The sequence below is a fragment of the Secundilactobacillus collinoides DSM 20515 = JCM 1123 genome (assembly GCF_001435975.1).
GTDB classification, from domain to species: domain Bacteria; phylum Bacillota; class Bacilli; order Lactobacillales; family Lactobacillaceae; genus Secundilactobacillus; species Secundilactobacillus collinoides.
This window is the reverse complement of sequence record NZ_AYYR01000013.1, coordinates 236,164-257,810: the sequence shown is the minus strand read 5'-3', so window position 1 is coordinate 257,810 and position 21,647 is coordinate 236,164. Positions and strand designations below refer to the sequence as shown.

General features: G+C 47.9%; 16 protein-coding genes. 8 read left to right on the top strand and 8 right to left on the bottom strand.

The genetic code is table 11. From position 1 onward, the window contains the following. Window positions 1-243 precede the first annotated feature (243 nt). Window positions 244-1,755 (top strand): glycerol kinase GlpK, encoded by a 1,512-nt coding sequence (gene glpK / locus FC82_RS03615; protein WP_054758474.1) that lies wholly within the window; start codon window positions 244-246, stop codon window positions 1,753-1,755. Between the two features lie 135 nt (window positions 1,756-1,890). Further along, the gene (gene rfbB, locus FC82_RS03610) at window positions 1,891-2,859 is read left to right on the top strand and encodes a dTDP-glucose 4,6-dehydratase (protein ID WP_056996228.1); all 969 of its coding nucleotides are present in this window, start codon (window positions 1,891-1,893) and stop codon (window positions 2,857-2,859) included. 160 nt (window positions 2,860-3,019) lie between these two features. Here the strand turns inward: rfbB and FC82_RS03605 are convergent, their stop codons facing one another. Next, window positions 3,020-3,844, bottom strand: coding sequence for a Cof-type HAD-IIB family hydrolase (locus FC82_RS03605; protein WP_054758475.1), 825 nt, complete (start codon window positions 3,842-3,844; stop codon window positions 3,020-3,022). 148 nt (window positions 3,845-3,992) lie between these two features. On the opposite strand from FC82_RS03605, the gene FC82_RS03600 reads away from it, so the two are divergent. Continuing rightward, entirely contained in the window at window positions 3,993-5,351 is a 1,359-nt protein-coding gene (locus FC82_RS03600; protein ID WP_056996227.1) for an RsmF rRNA methyltransferase first C-terminal domain-containing protein, read from the top strand. A 426-nt stretch (window positions 5,352-5,777) separates the two neighbouring features. Here FC82_RS03600 and fni read toward each other — a convergent pair whose 3' ends face one another. Genes fni through mvk form a run of 4 tightly spaced genes read right to left on the bottom strand, consistent with a single transcriptional unit; the run spans window position 5,778 to window position 9,921 of the window. Next, window positions 5,778-6,815 (bottom strand): type 2 isopentenyl-diphosphate Delta-isomerase, encoded by a 1,038-nt coding sequence (fni, locus tag FC82_RS03595; RefSeq protein WP_054758477.1) that lies wholly within the window; start codon window positions 6,813-6,815, stop codon window positions 5,778-5,780. Between the two features lie 3 nt (window positions 6,816-6,818). Further along, window positions 6,819-7,892 (bottom strand): phosphomevalonate kinase, encoded by a 1,074-nt coding sequence (locus FC82_RS03590; RefSeq protein ID WP_054758478.1) that lies wholly within the window; start codon window positions 7,890-7,892, stop codon window positions 6,819-6,821. 51 nt (window positions 7,893-7,943) lie between these two features. Next, window positions 7,944-8,933 carry a diphosphomevalonate decarboxylase gene (mvaD, locus tag FC82_RS03585; protein ID WP_054758479.1) on the bottom strand — a complete coding sequence of 330 codons (990 nt, stop codon included), beginning with the start codon at window positions 8,931-8,933 and terminating at the stop codon, window positions 7,944-7,946. Beyond that, window positions 8,908-9,921, bottom strand: coding sequence for a mevalonate kinase (gene mvk / locus FC82_RS03580; RefSeq protein ID WP_054758480.1), 1,014 nt, complete (start codon window positions 9,919-9,921; stop codon window positions 8,908-8,910). Before mvk ends, mvaD begins: the two co-directional genes overlap by 26 nt. 630 nt (window positions 9,922-10,551) lie before the next feature. Here mvk and FC82_RS03575 point away from each other — a divergent pair. The 5 genes from FC82_RS03575 to FC82_RS03555 all read left to right on the top strand — a co-directional run bounded on the left by FC82_RS03575 (window position 10,552) and on the right by FC82_RS03555 (window position 17,723). Then, window positions 10,552-13,377 carry a helicase C-terminal domain-containing protein gene (locus FC82_RS03575; RefSeq protein ID WP_056996226.1) on the top strand — a complete coding sequence of 942 codons (2,826 nt, stop codon included), beginning with the start codon at window positions 10,552-10,554 and terminating at the stop codon, window positions 13,375-13,377. 102 nt (window positions 13,378-13,479) lie between these two features. Beyond that, entirely contained in the window at window positions 13,480-13,986 is a 507-nt protein-coding gene (locus tag FC82_RS03570; RefSeq protein WP_054758484.1) for a cell wall elongation regulator TseB-like domain-containing protein, read from the top strand. A 138-nt stretch (window positions 13,987-14,124) separates the two neighbouring features. Next, window positions 14,125-15,318 (top strand): pyridoxal phosphate-dependent aminotransferase, encoded by a 1,194-nt coding sequence (locus tag FC82_RS03565; RefSeq protein WP_054758486.1) that lies wholly within the window; start codon window positions 14,125-14,127, stop codon window positions 15,316-15,318. 20 nt (window positions 15,319-15,338) lie between these two features. Further along, on the top strand, window positions 15,339-16,634 hold the full coding sequence (gene asnS / locus FC82_RS03560; RefSeq protein WP_054758714.1) for an asparagine--tRNA ligase: 1,296 nt from the start codon (window positions 15,339-15,341) through the stop codon (window positions 16,632-16,634). Window positions 16,635-16,988: 354 nt separating this feature from the next. Then, window positions 16,989-17,723 (top strand): DnaD domain protein, encoded by a 735-nt coding sequence (locus FC82_RS03555; RefSeq protein ID WP_056996225.1) that lies wholly within the window; start codon window positions 16,989-16,991, stop codon window positions 17,721-17,723. 110 nt (window positions 17,724-17,833) lie between these two features. Here the strand turns inward: FC82_RS03555 and FC82_RS03550 are convergent, their stop codons facing one another. The 3 genes from FC82_RS03550 to recU all read right to left on the bottom strand — a co-directional run bounded on the left by FC82_RS03550 (window position 17,834) and on the right by recU (window position 21,574). After that, window positions 17,834-18,475: a sugar O-acetyltransferase gene (locus FC82_RS03550; RefSeq protein WP_056996224.1), complete on the bottom strand. Its 642-nt coding sequence runs from the start codon at window positions 18,473-18,475 to the stop codon at window positions 17,834-17,836. 141 nt (window positions 18,476-18,616) lie between these two features. Beyond that, window positions 18,617-20,959 carry a transglycosylase domain-containing protein gene (locus FC82_RS03545; RefSeq protein WP_056996223.1) on the bottom strand — a complete coding sequence of 781 codons (2,343 nt, stop codon included), beginning with the start codon at window positions 20,957-20,959 and terminating at the stop codon, window positions 18,617-18,619. Window positions 20,960-20,983: 24 nt separating this feature from the next. Further along, a complete protein-coding gene (gene recU, locus FC82_RS03540) occupies window positions 20,984-21,574 on the bottom strand; it encodes a Holliday junction resolvase RecU (protein ID WP_054758489.1) in 591 nt (196 codons plus the stop codon). Window positions 21,575-21,647 lie beyond the last annotated feature (73 nt).

Sequence of the window (21,647 nt, the reverse complement as noted above, 5' to 3'; positions counted from 1 at the left end):
CCGAATACAGCGCCAAAAACATCTGAATTTACGCGGACTGAGAAATGGGCACAACACCAAATCGTTTTGCTCGGCACTCAGAAATTATGCTAAAATGAAAGCGGTTTACTACGTGATATGAACTGTGATTTCGCTTATTTTAACGTTTTTTAATTGGCGTAACCGCTTATATTGGGTATACTAGGACAAGATACAGTTATAAATCGCAGATCATAAATGATTGAATGAATGGAGACGGCTAACATGAATGACGAACAGTACATAATGGCAATTGACGAAGGAACCACGAGTACTAGGGCGATTCTGTTTAATCGTGATGGAAAAATTGTGGGGCAGGCACAGCGTGAGTTTCAACAGTACTTTCCGAAACCAGGTTGGGTAGAACATGACGCAAACGAAATTTGGAGCGCTGTTCAATCTGTTGTTTCTGATGCGGTGATCAATGCAAAAGTGCAGCCATACAAGGTTCGGGGCATTGGTATTACAAATCAGCGTGAAACGACGATCGTTTGGGATAAGGAAACCGGCGAACCCGTTTATCATGCCGTAGTTTGGCAATCAAAACAAACCAGTGATATTGCAGATCGTTTAAAGGATAAGGGCTATGCGGATCTGTTTCATCAAAAAACCGGGTTGGTTATCGACTCGTATTTCTCAGCAACTAAGATTATGTGGATCCTGGATAACGTGCCCGGGGTGCGTGAACGTGCTGAAAAAGGTGAGTTATTGTTCGGGACCATCGATACCTGGATTCTCTGGAAACTCAGCGGGGGTCGCATCCACGCAACCGACTACACGAACGCCAGCCGTACGATGCTGTTTAACATTCACGATCTTAAGTGGGATGAGGAGATTCTTGACCTATTGAACATTCCAGCAAGCTTGTTGCCGGAAGTACACTCATCCTCCGAAATATACGGCTACACGGCCGGTTACACTTTCTTTGGATTACAGGTGCCAATTGCCGGAATCGCTGGGGACCAACAATCCGCGCTGTTCGGGCAAACGGCCTACGATAAAGGCTCAGTAAAGAATACGTACGGGACCGGGGCCTTCATTGTGATGAATACAGGGACTGAGCCCAAGTTATCGGACAAGGGACTGCTGACGACGATTGCCTATGGTATCAACGGCGAAGTGACTTACGCTTTGGAAGGCAGTATCTTCGTTGCTGGTTCAGCAGTCCAGTGGCTGCGTGACGGGATGCGGCTGTTCGAACACGCTTCCGAATCCGAGAAAATGGCGGTGGACGCGAAAACCACCGGTGACGTTTATGTTGTGCCGGCCTTTACGGGTTTGGGCGCACCATACTGGGATCAAGAAGTTCGTGGGGCGGTGTTCGGTTTAACGCGTGGAACGACCCGGGAGCAATTTATTCGGGCAACGCTAGAAGCCATTGCTTACCAAACACGTGACGTTGTTGACACCATGACCGCTGATACCGGAATCGATATCAAAGCGCTCAGCGTGGACGGTGGCGCCGCTAATAATGATTTTTTAATGCAGTTTCAGGCTGACATTCTAAACACCCATATTCAGCGGGCAGCAATTGCTGAAACTACGGCGCTGGGTGCTGCTTACTTAGCCGGACTCGCGGTCGGTTTCTGGGACAGTATGGATGAAATCAAGAGCATGCACAAGATTGGCAGTACCTTTGATCCGCAAATGGATGAAGGGACGCGGCAACAGTGCTACCAAGGTTGGCAAGCTGCTGTAAAGGCAACGCAATTGTTCAAACCAAACGAGACACTGTAAGTTAATTTTGACTCTAAAAAATTGAAGCCTCGGCTTAAACGTCCCGTTCTGGGTCGTTTAACCGAGGTTTCTTAGTTGGGCGTTTAATGGAAAACGTCCCCGAATTGAATCGCGGCAGGTGTAGGAGGGAAGAACATGAAGCTTTTAGTCACAGGTGGTGCCGGTTTTATCGGCAGTAATTTTATTCACTACGTTTTGGCACATGATTTAGCAGAGGTCGTTATCAATGTTGATAAACTGACGTATGCGGGCAATTTAGCGTCATTGCGGGACATTCAAGAAGACCCGCGCTATCATTTTTACCAACTAGACATCAATGACACTGCACGACTGAAACGAATCATTGTGACGCATGAGATTACGCACATCATTAATTTTGCGGCCGAATCGCACGTTGACCGTAGCATTGAAGATGCTGCACCATTTTATAATAGCAACGTGCTTGGCGTGATGAGCTTGTTGCGGATTCTGCAACACCAGCCAGCGTTAAGGTTATTGCAAGTTTCAACCGACGAAGTATATGGTGATTTGACGTTGACACAACACCCATTATCTGAAATGGCACCGCTCAAACCTAGCAGTCCCTATGCGGCTTCAAAGGCAGCAGCTGATCTCATGGTGCTGTCCTACCGACGAACTTTTGGATTAGATGTCGTGCTCACGCGTTCAGCAAACAACTATGGACCGTACCAGCACGTGGAAAAACTCATTCCCAAAATGGTCGTGAACGCTTTGAACGCGCAGCCGTTGCCAATTTATGGAACTGGAAATAATCGCAGAGATTGGCTTTTTGTATTAGACAATTGTCGTGCGCTGTACCAAGTTCTGCTGCATGGCCACCCTGGCGAAGCATATAATGTCGCGGCACATCAAGAATTAACGAATAACGCAATTGTCAAAAAAATCTGTCGCGCTACTGACACTGATTCACGTCTGATAACACACGTTACAGACCGACTGGGTCATGATCATCGTTATGCAATTGCGACGAACAAGATCGAACAGCATTTAGGATGGCAACCGGTTCATACATTTGAAACAGCGTTAAATCATACAATTGCATGGTACAAATTGAATGAAGAATGGTGGCGGCCACTCCTGTGACCTGATAGATTGTTCATCCTAGACATGAATTGGGCTATTGTTTAACAGTCTTCAAGCATAAGGGTGATTAGGGTGCTGAAGACAGCTATTGTATAGTACAATCGTGTTTGAAAATAAAAACCACAACCAGCCGAATCGGTTCTGGTCGTGGTATATGCGATTATGCGGTCACACTATCTTCTAAATTAAAGGCCTTTTGTAAATAATCAGCTAAGCCATTTTCTTCGTTCGTCAAACTGGTGACATCGTCGGCGAGCATCTTCAAATGCGGCGTGGCATTTTTCATTGCGACGCCGGTACCAGCGTAGTCGATCATCTCGTTGTCGTTATTTTCGTCACCAAAGGCGATAACGTCTTCACGGTTGATGTGATAAAGATGCGCCAAAAATTCCACGCCAATAGCTTTTTGAATGCCTTTAGCGCCCATTTCAATAACGCTGTTGGGGCCACCCCAAGAGTTGACATCGACTAGGTCACCATAGTGATCACGCACATAGGCGATAAAGCGCGGTTGTGCTTCACGTTTTAAAGCAATGGTCAGACTGGTGGGGTTTTGCTGCAGTGACTGTTGACTCAGCAGTTGCTGCTGTGTCAGAGCCGTTGGAAAGAACCCATAGGCTAACGGTTTAATTTGGTTTGCTAAAAATAGGGTCTTGCCTTCAGCGGCCATGGCCTCCACATCAAATTCCTGTTGGTGCTGCATCAAATCAAATACAATGTCGCGACTAAACGTGTACTGGTATTCTTTATCCCAGTGTCGGTGAGGCAGATGCCCCAAGGAGCCATTGAAATTGATCATTGGTGTTTTAAGACCTAACTGATCATAAAATTGCTGTGAGATTCGGTTCGGACGACCCGTCACAATACTGACCACATGGCCAGCCGCGGCGACTTGTTGAATCGTTTTGATAGTGGTTGGCGACAGGACAGCATCGTTGTTTAACGTCGTGCCATCCAGATCAAGTGCAATTAACTTACGTTTCAAATCAACACATCCAGTTCTATTGAGAGTTATCTTGCTCACTATACCATAGATTGGTCTAGAGGTCACCTGACGTAGCCAGTATTGGCGTTAAGTCCGGAAATGTCGTATACTTTTTCAGAATGATTAAATAGAGATTAGGGGTTATACAGTGAACTTACCAGAAGCATTTATTACTAAATATTCGCAACTATTGGGCGACCAAGCGCCGGCATTTTTGGCGAGTTTTGATCAGCCATCCTACAGTGGATTTCGGGTCAACCCGCTGCGAGATACGTTGCCCAAAAACGTGGATCTTTCCCAACCGGTACCATATACAAAATGGGGCTACTACGGTAAAGTAACCGGACATACGATTGCTCATCAAAGCGGTGCCGTCTATAGTCAGGAACCCAGCGCAATGTTCGTTGGGGAAACGGTTCATCCCGTTGAGGGCGACCGTGTTTTGGATCTTTCTGCGGCTCCCGGCGGCAAGACGACACACCTTGGTAGTTTTTTAAACAACACCGGCTTGCTCGTCAGCAATGAGATCATGCCTAAACGGGCAAAAGTCTTATCTGAAAATGTTGAGCGATTTGGTCTGACCAACACGTTAGTTTTAAACGAAACGCCTGAGGTCATCGCTAAACATTTTCCGGCCTATTTTGACAAAGTCGTTGTGGATGCGCCATGTTCTGGTGAAGGCATGTTTCGTAAGGATCCGGAAGCAGTCGCTTACTGGAGCCTTGATTATCCGAAAGAATGTGCTGACCGGCAGCGGACAATTTTAGCCGAAGCTGTCAAAACGATCAAACCCGGTGGTGAACTCGTTTATTCCACGTGTACGTTTGCCCCCGAGGAAGACGAGCAGATCATTGCTTGGCTGCTTGAAACCTATCCGCAGTTTGAAGTCGTCCCAATCGACAAACCAGCTGGTATCGTCGATGGTCACCCAGAGTGGGCTAACAACGATCCAGCCCTTGCCGGCACTGCCAGACTTTTCCCACATTTGATGAAGGGTGAAGGCCACTTTGTCGCCAAGTTGCGATTAACCGATGCTTTAGTATCAGAGAAAAAAGTTCGTCGAGAAACGTCGCATACCAGCAAGGAAGAGAGTCTGTTGTTCAAAAAATTTGCTGAAGAAACGTTGGCGCCGGCATATACGTACGATAGCAAACGGCTGTTGACGTTTGGCGAACAGCTTTACTACATGCCAGCTGAGATGCCAAGACTCGAAAAATTGCGTGTGGTGCGTCCTGGCTTGCATCTTGGTACGTTGAAGAAGGGTCGGATAGAACCCAGCTACGCGCTAGGATTGGCCTTAAAACCGGTTGATATTGCCCAGGAACTGGTGATCACACCGGAAGAATGGCAATTAGTGGTCCACGGCGATATTTTCAAGCGCGATGACTTACCAATAAAAAAGGGCTGGGTCAGATTAGTCTGTGAGGGTCAACCGATCGTGTTCGCGAAGGTCGTTGGAAATACGGTTAAGAACTTCTTTCCTAAGGGGTTGAGGTTTAAGGTGTAGAGAGTGAAGCAAGGCGTTTAAGGGGCGGAGTAGAACGGACTCTGAGCCAAAAAGTCCGGGCCTGACTTTTTGGCTCAGAGTCCGTTCTATAGTAGCCCCTTGCCTTGCGCAACTCGTTTCGGCACGGTTGCCTAAAAACACATCGCAAGTACCGCTCTGTAGAAAACACCCAGAAAAGTCCGGGTCTGACTTTTTGGCTCAGAGTCCGTTCTGCAGTAGCCCCTTGCCTTGCGCAACTCGTTTCGGCACGGTTGCCTAAAAACACATCGCAAGTACCGCTCAGGCTAATATATTGATTAAGCGTACCTTCCGTAGCATTTTGCATCAATAAACCCAAGCTCAATTTACCAAATAATTCACGTCTTGAAAAAAACACAAAAAGCCAATGCCCAAGCATTGGCTTTTTGCATATAACAATTTTAAGTATCATAACTGAATCCCGCGTTGGTCAGCGTAACTCACGAGCGTTGAATCGAAAACTACGGGCACTCGCTGCAAGTCAGCGATACGCTGCGCACCAACAAGTAACATCAGCTGCTTAAACTGGGCCAGCCAATCCTGTAGCCACTGTGTTGTGCTGGGCAGATCAGTCTGGACCAGATGATGGAGCACCTCGCCGGCCATGCCAACGCAATCGGCACCTAGAATCAGTGCTTTGATTGCATCTAACGGTGTTTTGATGCCGCCGCTGGCAATGATCACTGGTCTAGTAGACAACTGGCGCATTTCAAGTAAGGATTCAACCGTCGTCAACCCCCAGTCAGCGAGGTAGGCCATGTCTTTATTAGGACGTCGGAAATTTTCGATTTTTGCGAAATCTGTGCCGCCGCGGCCACTAATATCAACGGCTTTGACACCAGTCTCGATGAGTTTTGTGACCGTTTCAGCTGTCATGCCAAACCCGACTTCTTTGACGATCACGGGCACGTCGAGGTTAGTAGTCAGCTGGTTAATATTGGATAACCAGTGAAAATCACGATCACCTTCAGGCATCACCGTTTCCTGAGCCGCGTTGATATGAATTTGGAGGGCGTTGGCTTGAATCATATCGATTGCTGCCTTGGCCGCCGCCAAACTATGGTTGCCGCCCATGTTTGCAATCATGATACCCGTTGCGTTATTCTGTCGCGCAATGCTAAATGTGGCTGATAGTTCGGGTTCCCGAATCGCAACACTCTGCGAACCGACTGCCATGGGCAAGCCAGTCGCTTTTGCTAGTCGGCTTAACTGGTCGTTCAGGCGGCCAGTTTGTGGGCTGCCGCCGGTCATCGCTTCAATCATGACAGGGTACGGTAAGTGAAATGACCCAATTTGTGTCTGGGTAGCAACGTCGCTCAGTGCCAGTTCAGGCAAACTCTCATGAATGATGCGGACGCCATCAAACCCATTTTGCGTGTCTTGCTGATAAAACTTCTCTGCAAGTGACACGTGCTCATCTTTACGATGTGATTGTTTTGAAGTCATAGGCTATTCCTCTACGGTATGCACGTTAAACGCTAACGGGGTGATTTGATGGTTCTGCCAATCATCAATAAGGGCGTCAATGTCCTTTGTTTTGTCGATCAGTGCGATCCCGCAATCACCGCCGCCGGCACCAGATGTTTTTGCAGCGCCACCGTGTTTTTCAGCAAGGTCGCACAACGTTTTCAATAAGGGTGTTTCGATGTGGACGTGGGTGAAACTGTCTAATTCGTTTAAAATTTGCCGGTTCGTTGTCAATTCTTGTTGAATCGCGGTAAGGTCCTGATTTCTAAAGCCGTTGATCATGCGTTTCAAGCAGGCTTGACTGTTGGCTAAAAAGGCCTGGTAGTCGGCATGCTGTTTGGCTTTGTTAAGGGCCACGCGATCAACTAAGTGGGAGGTCGACGCTGGTGATCCGGTCCATCCTACCAATAATTTTAAGTTCTCTGGAGGGGTCAGAAGTTCGACTTCTAAACCGGGCCACTTCTGGTCCAACAGATCGGCAAATGAGTAGGTTTTACGGGCCAACTTTAACCAGTCGCGGTCAAACGACCGGTAGGCGATCCAACCGCCATAAACACTGGCTGCAATGTCGCCTAAAGACCCGTTGCCCTGCACGTCAAAGTGGGCGATAGCAGCGAGCTTAAACAACCGATTGTGATCTACCGGTAAATGATAGAATTTGCAGAGGGCTTTGATTGTAGCCACCGTCACGGCAGCGGAGGACCCGAGACCATACTTGCGGCCATCAGCACTATCTAAATCGCTCTCAACGGTCAGGTGGTAGATGCCCAGGGGCTGTTTAAGAATCTTCGCGTAGTCTTCAGTCACTTTAATCGCTGACAAAATGTAGTGAAATGGGTTATCACGGTTGTCAAACACCATTTCGCCATCTTCGCGGCGCCAGTAAATTGAATTTTCTTGGTACTGTGCGGACACAATACTGCCGATCTGGTCAGCCGTTTGAATGCTGACAGTGACAAATTGATCCAGGGCAACAATAATTGCGGGAAACCCGGTTTCCACCACGGCGTATTCACCGGCAATATAGAGTTTGCCTTGGGCTTTCACAGAAATCAAAACATCATGTCCTTTCGTCAGTTACGTTTCATTTTTTGGGGTGTTACGTGATTAATCAGTAATAAAGGTCAACCCGGGACCGGGATGTGCGACAAGCACCGCGTCGTTGCCAAACGCGGCTTGGAGTTTCGTTACAACGGCTGTGACCGCTGGTTCTCGGCACAGCACCTTGATGTTTGGTCCGGCGTCGATCGTACAGTAACAGGGGTACCCGGCATCGCGCAGCTCATGAATCAAAGTGATAGCGTGCAAGGTGTCCGCGTTAAAGTATGTAAAACTTGGATCAGCGCTGAGGTTGAGTGCGTGCATGCGCATGGCGTTTTCTTCGCTGACGTGGCCGAGTGTCTCAAAGTCCTTGTCGGCGATAGCCTGCCGGACGGTGTCAAAATCCCGGGTGGCCGTTTGGACCCAGGCACCGTAAAACGGTGAAGTGGCGACCGCGGCACGCATCCCTTGACGACTGGAAATCTTTTTGGCTGTTTTATTGAGGACAACCGCGACAACGGCAATATCCCAATCAACGGTTTCTTCAATCGGGTAGCCGTATGAACTGTTGTCATCATGCCCCATATTCCAGGCCGCAAAGCCGCCGAAAATTGATCGGGTAGCCGACCCAGACCCGCGCCGTGCTAATCTAGACAGGTCGCGAGACGATAATGCTAATCCGGCGGCCCGACTGGCAGCGCCCGCTAGTGCGGCAAAACCGGAGGCCGAAGAGGCCAATCCAGCTGCGGTTGGAACGTGGTTCACTGTGTCAACACTAGCGTGCATCGAAATGCCAGCCAGGTCACGGACCACATTTAAAAAGCGGCTGATCTTACGTTGGCCATCATCAGTTAGAAGCTGGCCGTTAAACGTGATTTGATCAGCCGCCAATTCGTCCCTAAATTGGACAGCAGTATCCGTATAAAATTGATCAAGTGTTAACGAGAGACTGGAATTTTGCGGAATTATCAGTTGCTCGTTTTTTTTCCCCCAGTACTTAACAAGGGCAATATTTGTATGTGCCCGTGCCTTAACGGGTGACGTTGTCGGTTTCATCAGCTAATTCCTCACTTAATAGTGGTTGAACCCAAGTTGCTGCTGCGCCGGCATCGATCAATGCCTGTTTGACGCGTTTGGCAACGTTGACGTTCTCAACGAGGCAAATCATGCAGCCACCCATGCCGCCGCCGGTTAACTTAGCGCCCAATGCACCGTTGGCTTTAGCGATTCGAATTAACTTATCAAGGGTTGGGTGGCTCACACCTAACGCCTTTAATTGTACCTGTGCAGCGTCCAAAATGGTACCCAATTTTTGAATTGCGTTATGACCTAGCGCGTCTTTAGCGTCTTTTGTCAATTCACCCAGTTCTTCAATCAGGTGCTTACCACGGCGCGGATGATGGCTTAGTGTCTTCGCAACGTTGGCAACGGCAGAACCGGTTTGTCCGTAGATGCCGCTGTCCGCAATGATCATGTAACCGTCTAAGTGGAACGGCAGTGAAGTAGGGGTATCACCGGTCACGAACCAGACGGGTGCTGATGCGCTTGCTGTGGCCACATCTAAGCCGCTGGGATTACCGTGAATAATGTGTTCAGAAATATCAGCGTCCAAGAGCAGCTGTTCGTGTGTCAGCGGCAACTTAAAGTAGTCATAAAGCGCCCGAATAATGGCGACTGCCGTTGCTGCCGAAGAACCCATGCCGCGTTCTGCGGGTAATTGGCTTCTAATTTCAAGTGTAAATCCTGCTTGTGAATGGTTAAAACGCGTGAGCAGGACATCTAATAGATGGTTAATACCATTTAATTGAATGGGTGCGTCACTGCGGTTACCTGAGAAATAGCGACTGATCAGCCACTGTTGGTTACCACTGCGTTCTGTAATGGTAACCGTTGTTTTCACAGCAGGTAAAGGCAGGGCGATAGCTGGCTGGTGATACACCACGCTATGTTCACCGATTAAGATAATTTTGGCATGACTCGTGCCAGTAGCCGAAATAGGCAACGTGACGACCCCTTTCAATTTAAAAATTAAACTATTTTTCATTCCTCAAAGTTCGCAAACACACTGTATCATACTCTTTTTTAAGGATAAACGCTAGAAGCCAATCATTAGGAAAAATTAAAAGAGTGTGTTTGAGTAATTCAACAAGTCACGATATTAGCGTTGCTAAACGTGATGCCGATGTTGATTAACGGTGCTTGCAACGTGAGATTGGACAGTGAGAATGCCGCGTTCGATAAAGGCTTAAGCGCAAAGTACGTCAGCAAAAAATCGAGTCAGGACCCTGATTCACAGCTTAAATCGATTACGGGTGGACTACCTCATTACCTAGGTATCACTAGGCAAGGAGCACACAACTCTGGACTGGCAACAGGATACGAGCATTGATAATCCTTTATTCCGCGTGGAAATAAACCACTAAATAGGCTCCCCCCTTTTTTACTCTAGGAATCGACTAGGCGGTCGCCATTTGGCACCACTCACACTTTTTGGCAGCTTGCCATGCGGTTAACACTGCTGACGACAAACATGTTTCCACAAAAAGCTGACGTTATGATTAAGTTAAGTCAAAACCGCTTCGTTTTTCAACTATAACGCCCCCAATATCCACTTTTGCTAAGGAATGTAGTATGATGTTTAAGGTAAGTAATAAAAAATTTGGTGAATAAAGATATGGATACTAATACAATTTATGCCATCGTTGATATTGAGACCACGGGAACCAGCGTGGCAGATGGCAATCGCATTATCCAGTTTGGCTGTGTACTGGTTCAAAACGGCCGGATTATTAATAAATTTGCGACGGACGTGAACCCGCAGCAACAGATTCCAGAACCCATTAAGGCGTTGACTGGAATCAGTGATGAGCAGGTGAAACACGCGCCGTTATTTGATGACGTTGCAGGAACGATTTACAGCTTGCTGACCGGCACTGTGTTCGTTGCCCATAACGTCAATTTTGACTTTCCGTTTGTGAATGCTGAGTTGGAGCGTGTCGGGTACCCGACGTTGCCGATCGAGGCCATCGATACGGTTACGCTGAGTCAGATCCTATTGCCAACGGTCGATAGCTACCGGCTGCATGATCTGAGTTCTTACTTGAGCATTCGACACGACCACCCGCATTCAGCGGATGATGATGCACTGGTGACGGCCAAACTGTTGATTGTATTGTTGAAACAATTGACGGCGTTACCCATTGTGACGTTGCAGCAAATGGTCGCAGTTGGCGCAGAACTGCCGCAGCAGACCGCAGAACTGTTTGACTGGGCCTTACATGAGACGCGTAAGCGGCACGAAGCATTGCCAGACGATTTGATGGTCAGCAATGGAATCGCTCTGCGAAAAAATAGGGTGCTGAGTGCGACGGATGACCACGAATACACGTTTCCGCGAACGAAAAAAAGCAAGTTAAAGCTTTATCCTAAACACTTTGAGTGGCGGACGGATCAGGCAAAGATGATGAATCTGATTTATCGGCAGTACACGGTGCCCAAAACGCAGCATCAGCCGCTGATTATTGAGGCACCCACTGGGACGGGGAAAAGTCTCGGTTACACCTTGCCGTTAGCTTATTTAGCGCGGCATGAAGACCGTCAAGTGGTGATTGCCACGGATACAGTGTTGTTGCAATCACAATTGATGAGCCAAACATTACCGCTGTTGAACGATATACTGCCGTTTCACATCAACGCCGTAGTGGTTAAGGGCAAGCAGCACTATCTTGATTTGAACCGTTTTTTGACGTCCTTGAAACATCCAGAACGGTCCAAACAGTCCCAGCTGATCAAACTCAGGCTGCTGGTTTGGCTGACACAAACGACAACCGGCGACTTAGATGAACTGCATTTTCGCAATGACCCGCCGTACTTAGACGAGGTGCGGCACGAAGGCCTCGAGACTGTGACAGACCAATCACCGTTTTACGAAGATGATTTTCTGCACCGGTTGTACGCACGGTTGCCATACGCACAGTTCATCATTATCAATCACGCTTTTTTGGTGCAGTACGCAACTTATTTTGGCGCGCATTTAAACCAGCCTTATCTAGTTGTGGATGAAGCCCAGCACTTAGCGGACTACGCGCTGCGGACGAACCGCCAGAAATTTGACTTTCAGGTGACACTCAACGTCGTTCGCCATCAACTGGATCAGTTGGATCCGGATAATAAATATGGCCTTGTGACAGCGTTGCATGAAGCAGCCTTTTCGAGAGATTTTGCGACCATGCGCGCCTGGCTGGTCGAGTTTGATCGGCAGTTGACTGCCTTAAGCGATTACCTTTTGAAGACGGTGCAGGCACAGCTTGGCAAGTTCAAACAACCCTACCAGGAGGTTGCGTTGTCCGCCGAAGATTGGCAGGCTTTTAGTGAAGACCACCAAGGCTTATTTGAACAACTGAACATCCTGGCCGAAAAAATGAAAACACTGCTGACAACAATTTCCCAACGGTTTGAGAGCCAGGCGGCTAAGTGGCTGCCAAGTGACAACGAACACTTCAGCGGGTTTGCGAATAACCTGATGACAGCCTTCGACAACTGGCAGCGGCTGGTCATGATTCAGCAACAACCGACCCAGGTCAGTGACGGTCGCGGTGCATACTTGTACTGGGTCACCGTTGGCCAGGAACTGGACCACGTCATCATGTCATCAAGCCTGATGTCTGTGAAGGGCTTTTTGTCGCAGCAGGTCTACGCCAACTTTCAGGCACCGATTTTTACTGGTGCCACGCTATTTTCTTCCAACCGTTCCCAGTACCTGTACGACCAGCTTGATCTCGATCGTGAAACGGTCAAGGTTCGGCGATTGAAATCCGATTTTAATTTTGAAAAACAGGCCAAACTCTACATCAGTAAGGACGCAACGGATATTAAAGATGACGCCGCCTATACCGACTACGTTGTCGGTTCGATTCGGGGACTGTTGCGGTCAGCTAACCGGCCGACACTGATTCTCTTTAACTCATTAGACATGATCCAACGCGTTTATCAGCAGCTGGTTTCCGGTAATAATCGGGTGTCACGACTGTTGCTGGCACAGGGCGTTTCTGGCGGCAAAGAAAAGCTGATCAAACGGTTTATGGATGAAGATAACGCCGTGTTATTAGGTGCAGCCAGTTTTTGGGAAGGCATTGATCTGCCGCAAGAAAAACTGCAGCTGCTTGTGATTGCCCGGTTACCGTTTGACTCACCGGATCGATTGGAGACTCAGGTGCAGTTTGCGCAACTTAAATCTGAGGGCAAGAATCCGTTCTACAATTTGTCGTTGCCAAAGGCCACTTTGCGACTGCGGCAAGGCATTGGCCGGTTGATCCGAACGCGGTCCGACTATGGTGCCGTTGTTGTTTTAGACAGTCGGTTAGTCAACCGGCAATACGGTCAGACAATTATGAAAACATTGCCTGAGACATTACCCATTCTTGCCGCAGATATGCCGGTAATCACGAACGATGTTTCTAATTTCTTTAAGCTCCACCAAACAGGGCATCATAAATCCTAATTATCTGCTATAATTTTAAAAGCTAGGGCCTGAATGGCTAAAATAGGAATCATCATTGGTTGTTGAACGGCTTTGCAACCAAGGTAATAAAGGAGTTTTGACATGAGAAGAGAACAATCGGGGCGGCGTCGACGGGGACGTCGCGTGTTACTCTCGATTTTAGTGATCATTGTTGTGCTGATCATTGGAACCATCTGGGGTTACCATCACGCGACAGCACCAATTAACAAGGCCAAGTCGCAGTCGATCTCAATGGCTGAAAAATATGCGGGACTTAAAAGGGAAACGGCCTTTTATTGGACCAACCTGAATAAGACCTACTACACGGTTGCCGGCACCAATAAACAAAACAAGTCGGTTTACGTGCTCGTCCCGCAAAAGGGCGCACAGTTACGCGTACTGCAGCAAAGTGCCGGGTTAACGCGTAACCAGGTCTTAAGCAAGGTCTGGTCGCAACGCAACCCAAAGAAGGTCTTATCGGCTGCGTTGAGCGTCTTTAACGGCCAATCTGCATGGATCGTGAGCTACATGAACAAGAAGGGGCAACTTTGCTACGAAACACTGAGTTTTAAGAGCGGTAAACTGTTGCAACTGATTGAAAACATTTAATGCTTCACCCGCAATTCAAAGTCAGCTCCCAAGTTTTTTTGAGAACTGGCTTTTGTGTCTCCCCAAAATGCGGTAACATGGTTCATGGAACAATTGCAGCACGTTAATTTACTCACACACCTTTAGGAGGCGTTTTTCTTGCATTTATCAAAGAGAAGCTTACAAATTCAGCCATCAGCAACCATGAAAACTTCTGCGCAAGCTAAGCAGATGATTGCAGACGGGATCGATGTTATTAATTTGGGTATCGGTGAACCCGATTTTGAAACACCCCAATACATTGAGGATGCCGCAATTAATGCAATCAAGGCTGGCAAAGCTAGTTTTTATACGCCGGCTGCTGGCCTGATGCCGCTTCGTCAAGCGGTTGCTGACCAAACTAATTCAGATTATGGGTTGGACCTTTCAGCAACCAACGTGGCTGTGACCACTGGTGCTAAAATGGCCTTGTACGCAACTTTCCAAACGATTTTAGACCCTGGTGACGAAGTGCTGCTGCCTGATCCTTACTGGGTCAGTTATTCGGAACAAATCAAGTTAGCTGACGGGGTGCCTGTTCCCGTTGCGACCGGTAACTCGTTTAAGGCAACCCCGGCGCAATTAGAAGAGAAGCGGACCGCACATACGCGGGCACTTGTCTTGAACAGCCCACAAAATCCAACTGGCGTTATTTACGACAAGGATGAGTTAGTGGCTTTAAAGACTTGGGCAGACGAACATGATGTCATCGTGGTAACGGATGATATTTATGGGAATTTGACCTATAACGGGGAAACCTTTACGTCCATCGCACAGTTAAGCGACCACTTGAGCGACAACCTGATCATTATCAATGGAGCGTCAAAGACCTACTCAATGACCGGCTGGCGCATGGGGTACGTGATTGCAACAGAAGCTACGATCAGTAAGATCAGTGCCTTTTTGTCACATGCAACTGGTAACCCGACTGCTGTGAGTCAGTATGCTTTTCTAGCCGCCCTGAAGGGTGAAGAAGGCGAAGCTAATGCGGTTGCAAAAATGCACGATGCCTTTGAAGAACGGTTAAACACGATCTTCCCGTTGGTCAACGCCCTACCAGGGTTTGACATGCCAACGAAACCACAGGGTGCCTTTTACCTGTTCCCAGATATTTCTGAAGCACTGAAGCTGACCGGTATTGCAACCACTGCTGAATTCGTGTCACGGATTCTCGATGAAGCCCATGTGGCGCTGGTTGACGGTAACGCCTTTGGTGTTGATAAGCACCTGCGGATCAGTTATGCGACCGACTTGGCCTCACTTAAAAAGGCGGTTGACCGTTTAAGTAAGTTTATGGACCAAAACATTCAATAGTTCTGGAGGAAAACACATTGGTGCAACAGATTAACATTATCGACGCAAAAGACCACGTTAACGAAAAGGTCAAAATCGGCGTCTGGCTGACCAACAAACGGTCAAGCGGGAAGATTGCCTTCCTGCAATTACGAGACGGAACAGAATTCTTCCAAGGCGTCGTTTTAAAGAAAAACGTCGATGAAGCCGTTTTCGAACTCGCAAAAGAAGTTAAACAAGAGACTAGCATGTGGATCACCGGTGTGATTCATGAAGATGCACGGTCAAAATTCGGCTACGAAATTGAAGTTGAAACGATTGAAGTTGTCGGCGAAAGTCACGACTACCCAATCACACCTAAGGAACACGGGGTCGATTTCTTAATGGACCATCGTCATCTATGGTTGCGGTCAAGTCGGCCACACGCCATTATGACAATCAGAAACGAAGTCATTCGGGCCACTTATCAATTCTTCAACGACCACGGTTTCACGAAGATCGACGCGCCAATTTTAACTGGGAGCGCACCTGAAGGCACAACCGATTTGTTCCACACAGAATACTTTGACCGTGATGCCTATCTGTCACAATCAGGGCAACTGTACGAAGAAGCTGGTGCCTTAGCCTTCGATAAGGTCTTTTCGTTTGGCCCGACTTTCCGGGCTGAAAAGTCAAAAACACGTCGGCATTTAATTGAATTTTGGATGATCGAACCAGAAATGGCCTTCATGCATCAGGAACAAAGTCTCGAAATTCAAGAACAGTATATCGCCTTCCTAGTTCAAAATGTCATTGACCACTGTGCCGGTGCTTTGAAGACTTTGGACCGTGATGTTGATACTTTGAAACGGTACACACAGCTGCCATACCCGCGTATCAGCTACGATGAAGCCATTGAACTGTTGAAGGAAAACGACTTTGATGTTGATTGGGGTGTTGACTTCGGTTCACCAGAAGAGACGTTCTTAGCTGATCATTTCGATCAACCAGTGTTCGTCTTAAACTACCCAAAGGCAATCAAGCCATTCTATATGAAGCCGCATCCAACACGTGATGACGTGGTGATCTGTGCCGATCTATTAGCCCCAGAAGGCTATGGTGAAATCATCGGCGGTTCAGAACGTGCCGTGGATTACGACTATCTGTACGACCAAATCGTCAAAGCAGGATTGGATCCAAAGGAATACGAATGGTATCTAGATCTCAGAAAATACGGCAGCGTACCGCATTCTGGTTTTGGTTTGGGACTAGAACGTGCCTTAGCCTGGATCACAGGAGAAGACCACGTCAGAGAAACCATCCCATTCCCAAGATTGTTGAATAGGATTTACCCGTAGAGCGTGGAGGAAGGCGCTTAGAGGGCGGAGCATAAGGCAACTCTGGCATAAAATCCCGCATTTGGATTTTGTGCCAGAGTTGCCTTATGCAGTAGCCCTCTGCCTTCCGGAACGCGTTTCAGCACGAGGACAGAGAACCACAATGCATCGGCATAAAATCCCGCATTTGGATTTTGTACCGGCAGTAGCCTCTACACCGGTTTTCTGCATACCATTTCAAAAAACAATTTCACCATCGCCCCACAAACAACAAAGAAGACAGCTATTCCGCAGAATAGTTGTCTTCTTTGGTCAAAAAGGCTATCCTATTCAAGATAGCACCATCGAAAAAACGCAAAAAGGGGGACATCCGCAGTGGATGCATTCACAAGTGTGTTACTGGCATCCGGCAACACCGTGGTGTCAACGTTATTGTTGCGTCATTACCGGGACTTAGGTATGACAAATGAGCAATTTTTAATTTATTTGCAATTGAAAAGTTTTGCGGATCACGGCAACGCTTTTCCACCATCGGCCACTGTTGGCCAAGCGATTGGACTGTCTGAGAATCAGGTGTTCCAATCGTTGCACGAGATGATCAGTAAAAATTTAATGCAGATCAAAACTACGCACCAAAAAGATCAGTTGGCACAGGATTCATATGACTTTACGCAATTGTACGAAAAATTGGCGCAGTTTGTGGTTAATAAAGAAACCGCGAACGTTAAAGAAACGGCAACTAATGATCGCCAAGTGGTCTTTAAGCAAGTTGAATCCGAATTTGGCCGGCCACTGTCGCCAATCGAATTGGAAACAATTGCCCAGTGGCTGGATGAGGATCACTACTCTGGTGAAATGATTCAACTCGCTTTAAAAGAGGCGGTTCTTAGTCAGGTGTATAACCTTAAGTATATGGATCGAATCTTGTTATCCTGGGAGAAAAAGCACATCACCACGCCTGAACAAGTCCAGCAAGAAAAGGATCGGCACCAGGGAAATACCCGCAATAATGGGCAGGGAAAGTCCGGCACAAAAGGGGCAGATACTTCAAAAATACCTGACATTCCGCTCTTTAATATTGGGGATCAGAGTGATTCAACCCAAAATTAGCAAAATTTAACCACAATTCAAAAACGCCTGAATTCAATTGATTTCAGGCGTTTTCGAATTGTGGTTAAAATTCCTTGGTTATCGATGGTGAAAGAGGTTAGCGGGCCATTTTAGTCCTGCGATGGGCCATTATGCGAATCAAGCGGGCCCATTTCCTCAAGGTAGTCTTGTTCCTGCTGGTGCCAATAGTTTTGGTCCGCTTCAGTGATTGGCCGAATGACTCGGCATGGGTTGCCGGCGGCGACCACGTTGGCCGGCACATCATGGGTCACGACGGCCCCAGACCCAATAATTGTGTTCTCGCCAATTGTCACGCCGGGGTTGACTGTCACGCCACCGCCAAGCCAGACGTTGTTGCCAATGACGATGGGGTGACCGAGTGCTAACCATTTAGTTCGAACATCGGCAGCAATCGGGTGACTGGCCGCAAATAGGTTGACCCGCGGACCAATCAGCACCCGGTCACCAATTGTGATCTGACCGGAATCAAGAAAAACGGCATTCGTGTTGATGTACACGTCATCGCCCAGTGAAATGTGATCGCCAAAGTCGCAGAAAAAGGGTGGTTCGATATAGCAACGAGCGCCGGTCTGCCCCAGCAACTCAGCGAATTTTGGCTGCACATCTTCATGCGGCCCGGCGTGATTAATGGTCGCCAATAACGCTTGTTTGCGGTCGCCTTTTTTTGCCATTTTGGCATCGTAGACGTTATATAACTTGCCTGCTAACATTCGAGATTCATTTGTCGTCATTTGAAAAGCCTCCGTCTGATAGTTAATATTGGGCGTTTGGTGTTCGCAATCAGTATATCATGAAATCGTTTTCCTGAATAAAACACAAAAACCCCGTTGATATCGATACATGGATATCAACGGGGTTTTCAGATAGTCGTGTTAACTGTTTGCAGTTGCGCTTGATTTACTAGATGTTGTGCCACCAGTCGATCCGCCAGTGCTTTCAGAAGTGGTGGTCGACGTCGACGATGAATTTGTCGTCTCAGTACTTGTACCATCACTGCCAGAACCGCTACCGCTGCCGCCGGTTGGTTGCTGTTCCGTCGAAGTGGACGAACTAGAAGAATCCGTTGAACTCGTGGACGAAGTCGTTGAACTATTGGTCGTGGCTTCATTACTTGAACTGGAATCCGTCGCACTGCTTGAAGAACTGCTGTAAGTGGTCGACGTACCGCCATTAGCGCTTGTCGTCGTATCACCAGGATAACCCTGAATGTAGTATTCCGTGACCCCGTTCTTCTTAGTTTCCACCACGTCACTTGGTTTTGTCCAATCGGTGTTGGAGACGTTCTCGTTCTGGGCGAGGTAGGTCATTTCGTACTTGTAGATTTCTTGGGCTATCTTGGTTTCATCCTCAGTAACGTAGCCACCTGAGGCGTACTGTTTATCGTACCCGGTCCAAACGGAAAGCGAGTAGTTCTTAGTGTAACCGGTAAACCAAGAATCCATCGTGCTGCTTGATGGCACCTTGCTTGCATAATCGTCAGGATAGGCGGTCGTCCCAGTCTTCCCAGCTTGGTATAAGCCTGAAATAGCGGCTGAAGTGCCGGAACCGTCGGAACTGTTAATAACACCCTTCAACATGTTGGTAATCATAAACGCCGTCGCTGAGGACATGGCTTTCTTACCAGTGCTGCTGTAAGAATGGGATTTACCATCCTTAGTCACAACCTTGTTCAGCAGGGTTGGCTTGTAATAGGTGCCGCCATTCGCGAATGCGCTGTATCCGGCAGCTTCTTGTTCGGTGGAGATGTACGCGCCGATCCCGTTTTGCAAGGTCAGTTTGTTCTTGAAGGTCATGCCGAGACCGGCCATAAATTTAGTGGCTTTCGTAATGCCGACCGCGTCAAGTGTCCGGATAGCTGGAATGTTCCGAGATTCGACCAGCGCTTTACGCATCGTAATCGTGCCTTCGTACTTATCATCAAAATCATTTAGTGATTTTGTCGTCCCCGGATACGTATAAGCCGTATCTTTAACAGGTTGATAGGTTGGATATTTCAGGTACTGAATGGCTGGTCCGTAATCCATCAGAGGTTTGATGGTCGACCCGCTGGACCGATCGGTTTGGACGGCCCGGTTCAGGCCGAAGCTGACATTGCCTGTCTTCCGGCCCCCAATCATCGCGGTGACCTTCCCATTATTCGGGTTGACCAACGTTGCACCAACCTGGAACTTCTTGCTTGGGAAGCTGACGTAGTTGCTTGAGTTAACGATATTGTACAGATGTTTTTGCGCCGACATATCAAGGTTCGTGTAGACCCGGAGGCCATCAGTACTGGTGTTATAGCCATCGGCCTTCAATTCTGCGTAGACCTGTTTCAAGTAGGCATCAATGTACTTTTGGTTCTTATTTGTGACGGTTGTTACGGGGTGGGTCTTTGCTAAACCAGTTTTAACGCTGGTTTTTTCAGCGGCCTTGGCCTGAGCTGAGGTGATGACTTTATTCTGTGCCATCGCTGTCAAAACTTGGTTACGCCGGTAGGTCGCGTACTTTGGGTACCGGGTTGGGTCGTAGTTAGTCGGACTTTGTGGCATCCCGGCTAACATTGCCAGCTGCGGCAGGGTGAGGTGACTTAACGACTTCCCATAGTAGTATTTGGCCGCCGTTTCCATACCGTAGACCCCGTTACCCATGTAAACCTTGTTAATGTAGAATTCGAGAATTTTTGACTTGCTGTACTTTTGGTCGACCTTAATGGCTAACCACGCTTCTTGCGCTTTTCGTTTTAGCGTCCGGTCAGCACTTGACGTTGAGAAAACGGACAGTTTGACAAGTTGCTGGGTCAGGGTACTCCCACCCTGCATTCCAAGTGAAGAGCCGCGCAGGTTAGAAAAGGCGGCCTCAACGATTCGAATCGGGTCAACCCCGTGTTCCTTATAGAATCGGCGGTCTTCAATGGAAACGACAGCTGATTTCAAAGTGCTGGGAATCTTGCTGGATTTAACGTAATCCCGGTTTTGAGCACCTAACCGAGAAATAACGTTGTTGTTCGCATCGTACACTTTGGTGGATGTATCACTGGATAATTCAGATTCGGTGATGTTTGGCGCACCTTGAGCGTAATAGAAGAACAGCCCCGCACCAGCTAGGATGGCCCCTAAGAACAAGACCAGTAAAGTCGTGAATATATTGCGAAATAGATGACGTTTTCGCTTGGGCTTGGCATTTCGCCGTCGCCGCCCAGAACGAGTCTCGTCGTTATTTGAATTACTTGACATAAGTAAGCTCCTTTGATTAAGGCGTTAAATAAGGTGATCAACCGCATCGAGATAGGGAATAATTGGGTTGAGTCGGTAGTGGATCGGCAGCGCGATGTCGTCAAACACCTTTAACGGAATCGATTTGCGCCCCGTGTCCTGATGGTCCCAGTAAGATATGAGATCCGTCGCCTTTAGTAAGTATAGCTGATCTAATTTAACAAACTTGACCAGGCCAAAACAGATACCGCCCTGTTTTAAACAACTTCGCATGTGCTCAATTTGATGTTTGTGGAAGTTATCTAGTGGAAAGCGGGTCGTTTCCTGGGTCTCCTTGGCATCAAAGTCAATGTAACGACCACGATAGATGCCATTGTAGTCCGTGGTGGAAGCTTGACGGAAGTAAGCTTCCCGAATAACTGCGGCGGAGCGCTTGGGGTAATCGACTTTGACGATTTGAATGGGGGTTGGCTTTTTATGAATGACAGCAACATCGTTCGCTAGGTAATATTGGTTGCTTTCATTAAGCTCCTGTTCTAAAGTCATACCACGGCCGCCATATGTCGTCAGCTTCAATTTTTTGTTGGGCTGCTGGCTTGGCGAAAAGCGGGCACCGTTCGGATAATGAATTGTCACAGACCGGATCATCTCTTTTCGTTATGAATTAGTCGAAACTAAGTTTACCCAGTTAGTGTTATTATACCAAGGG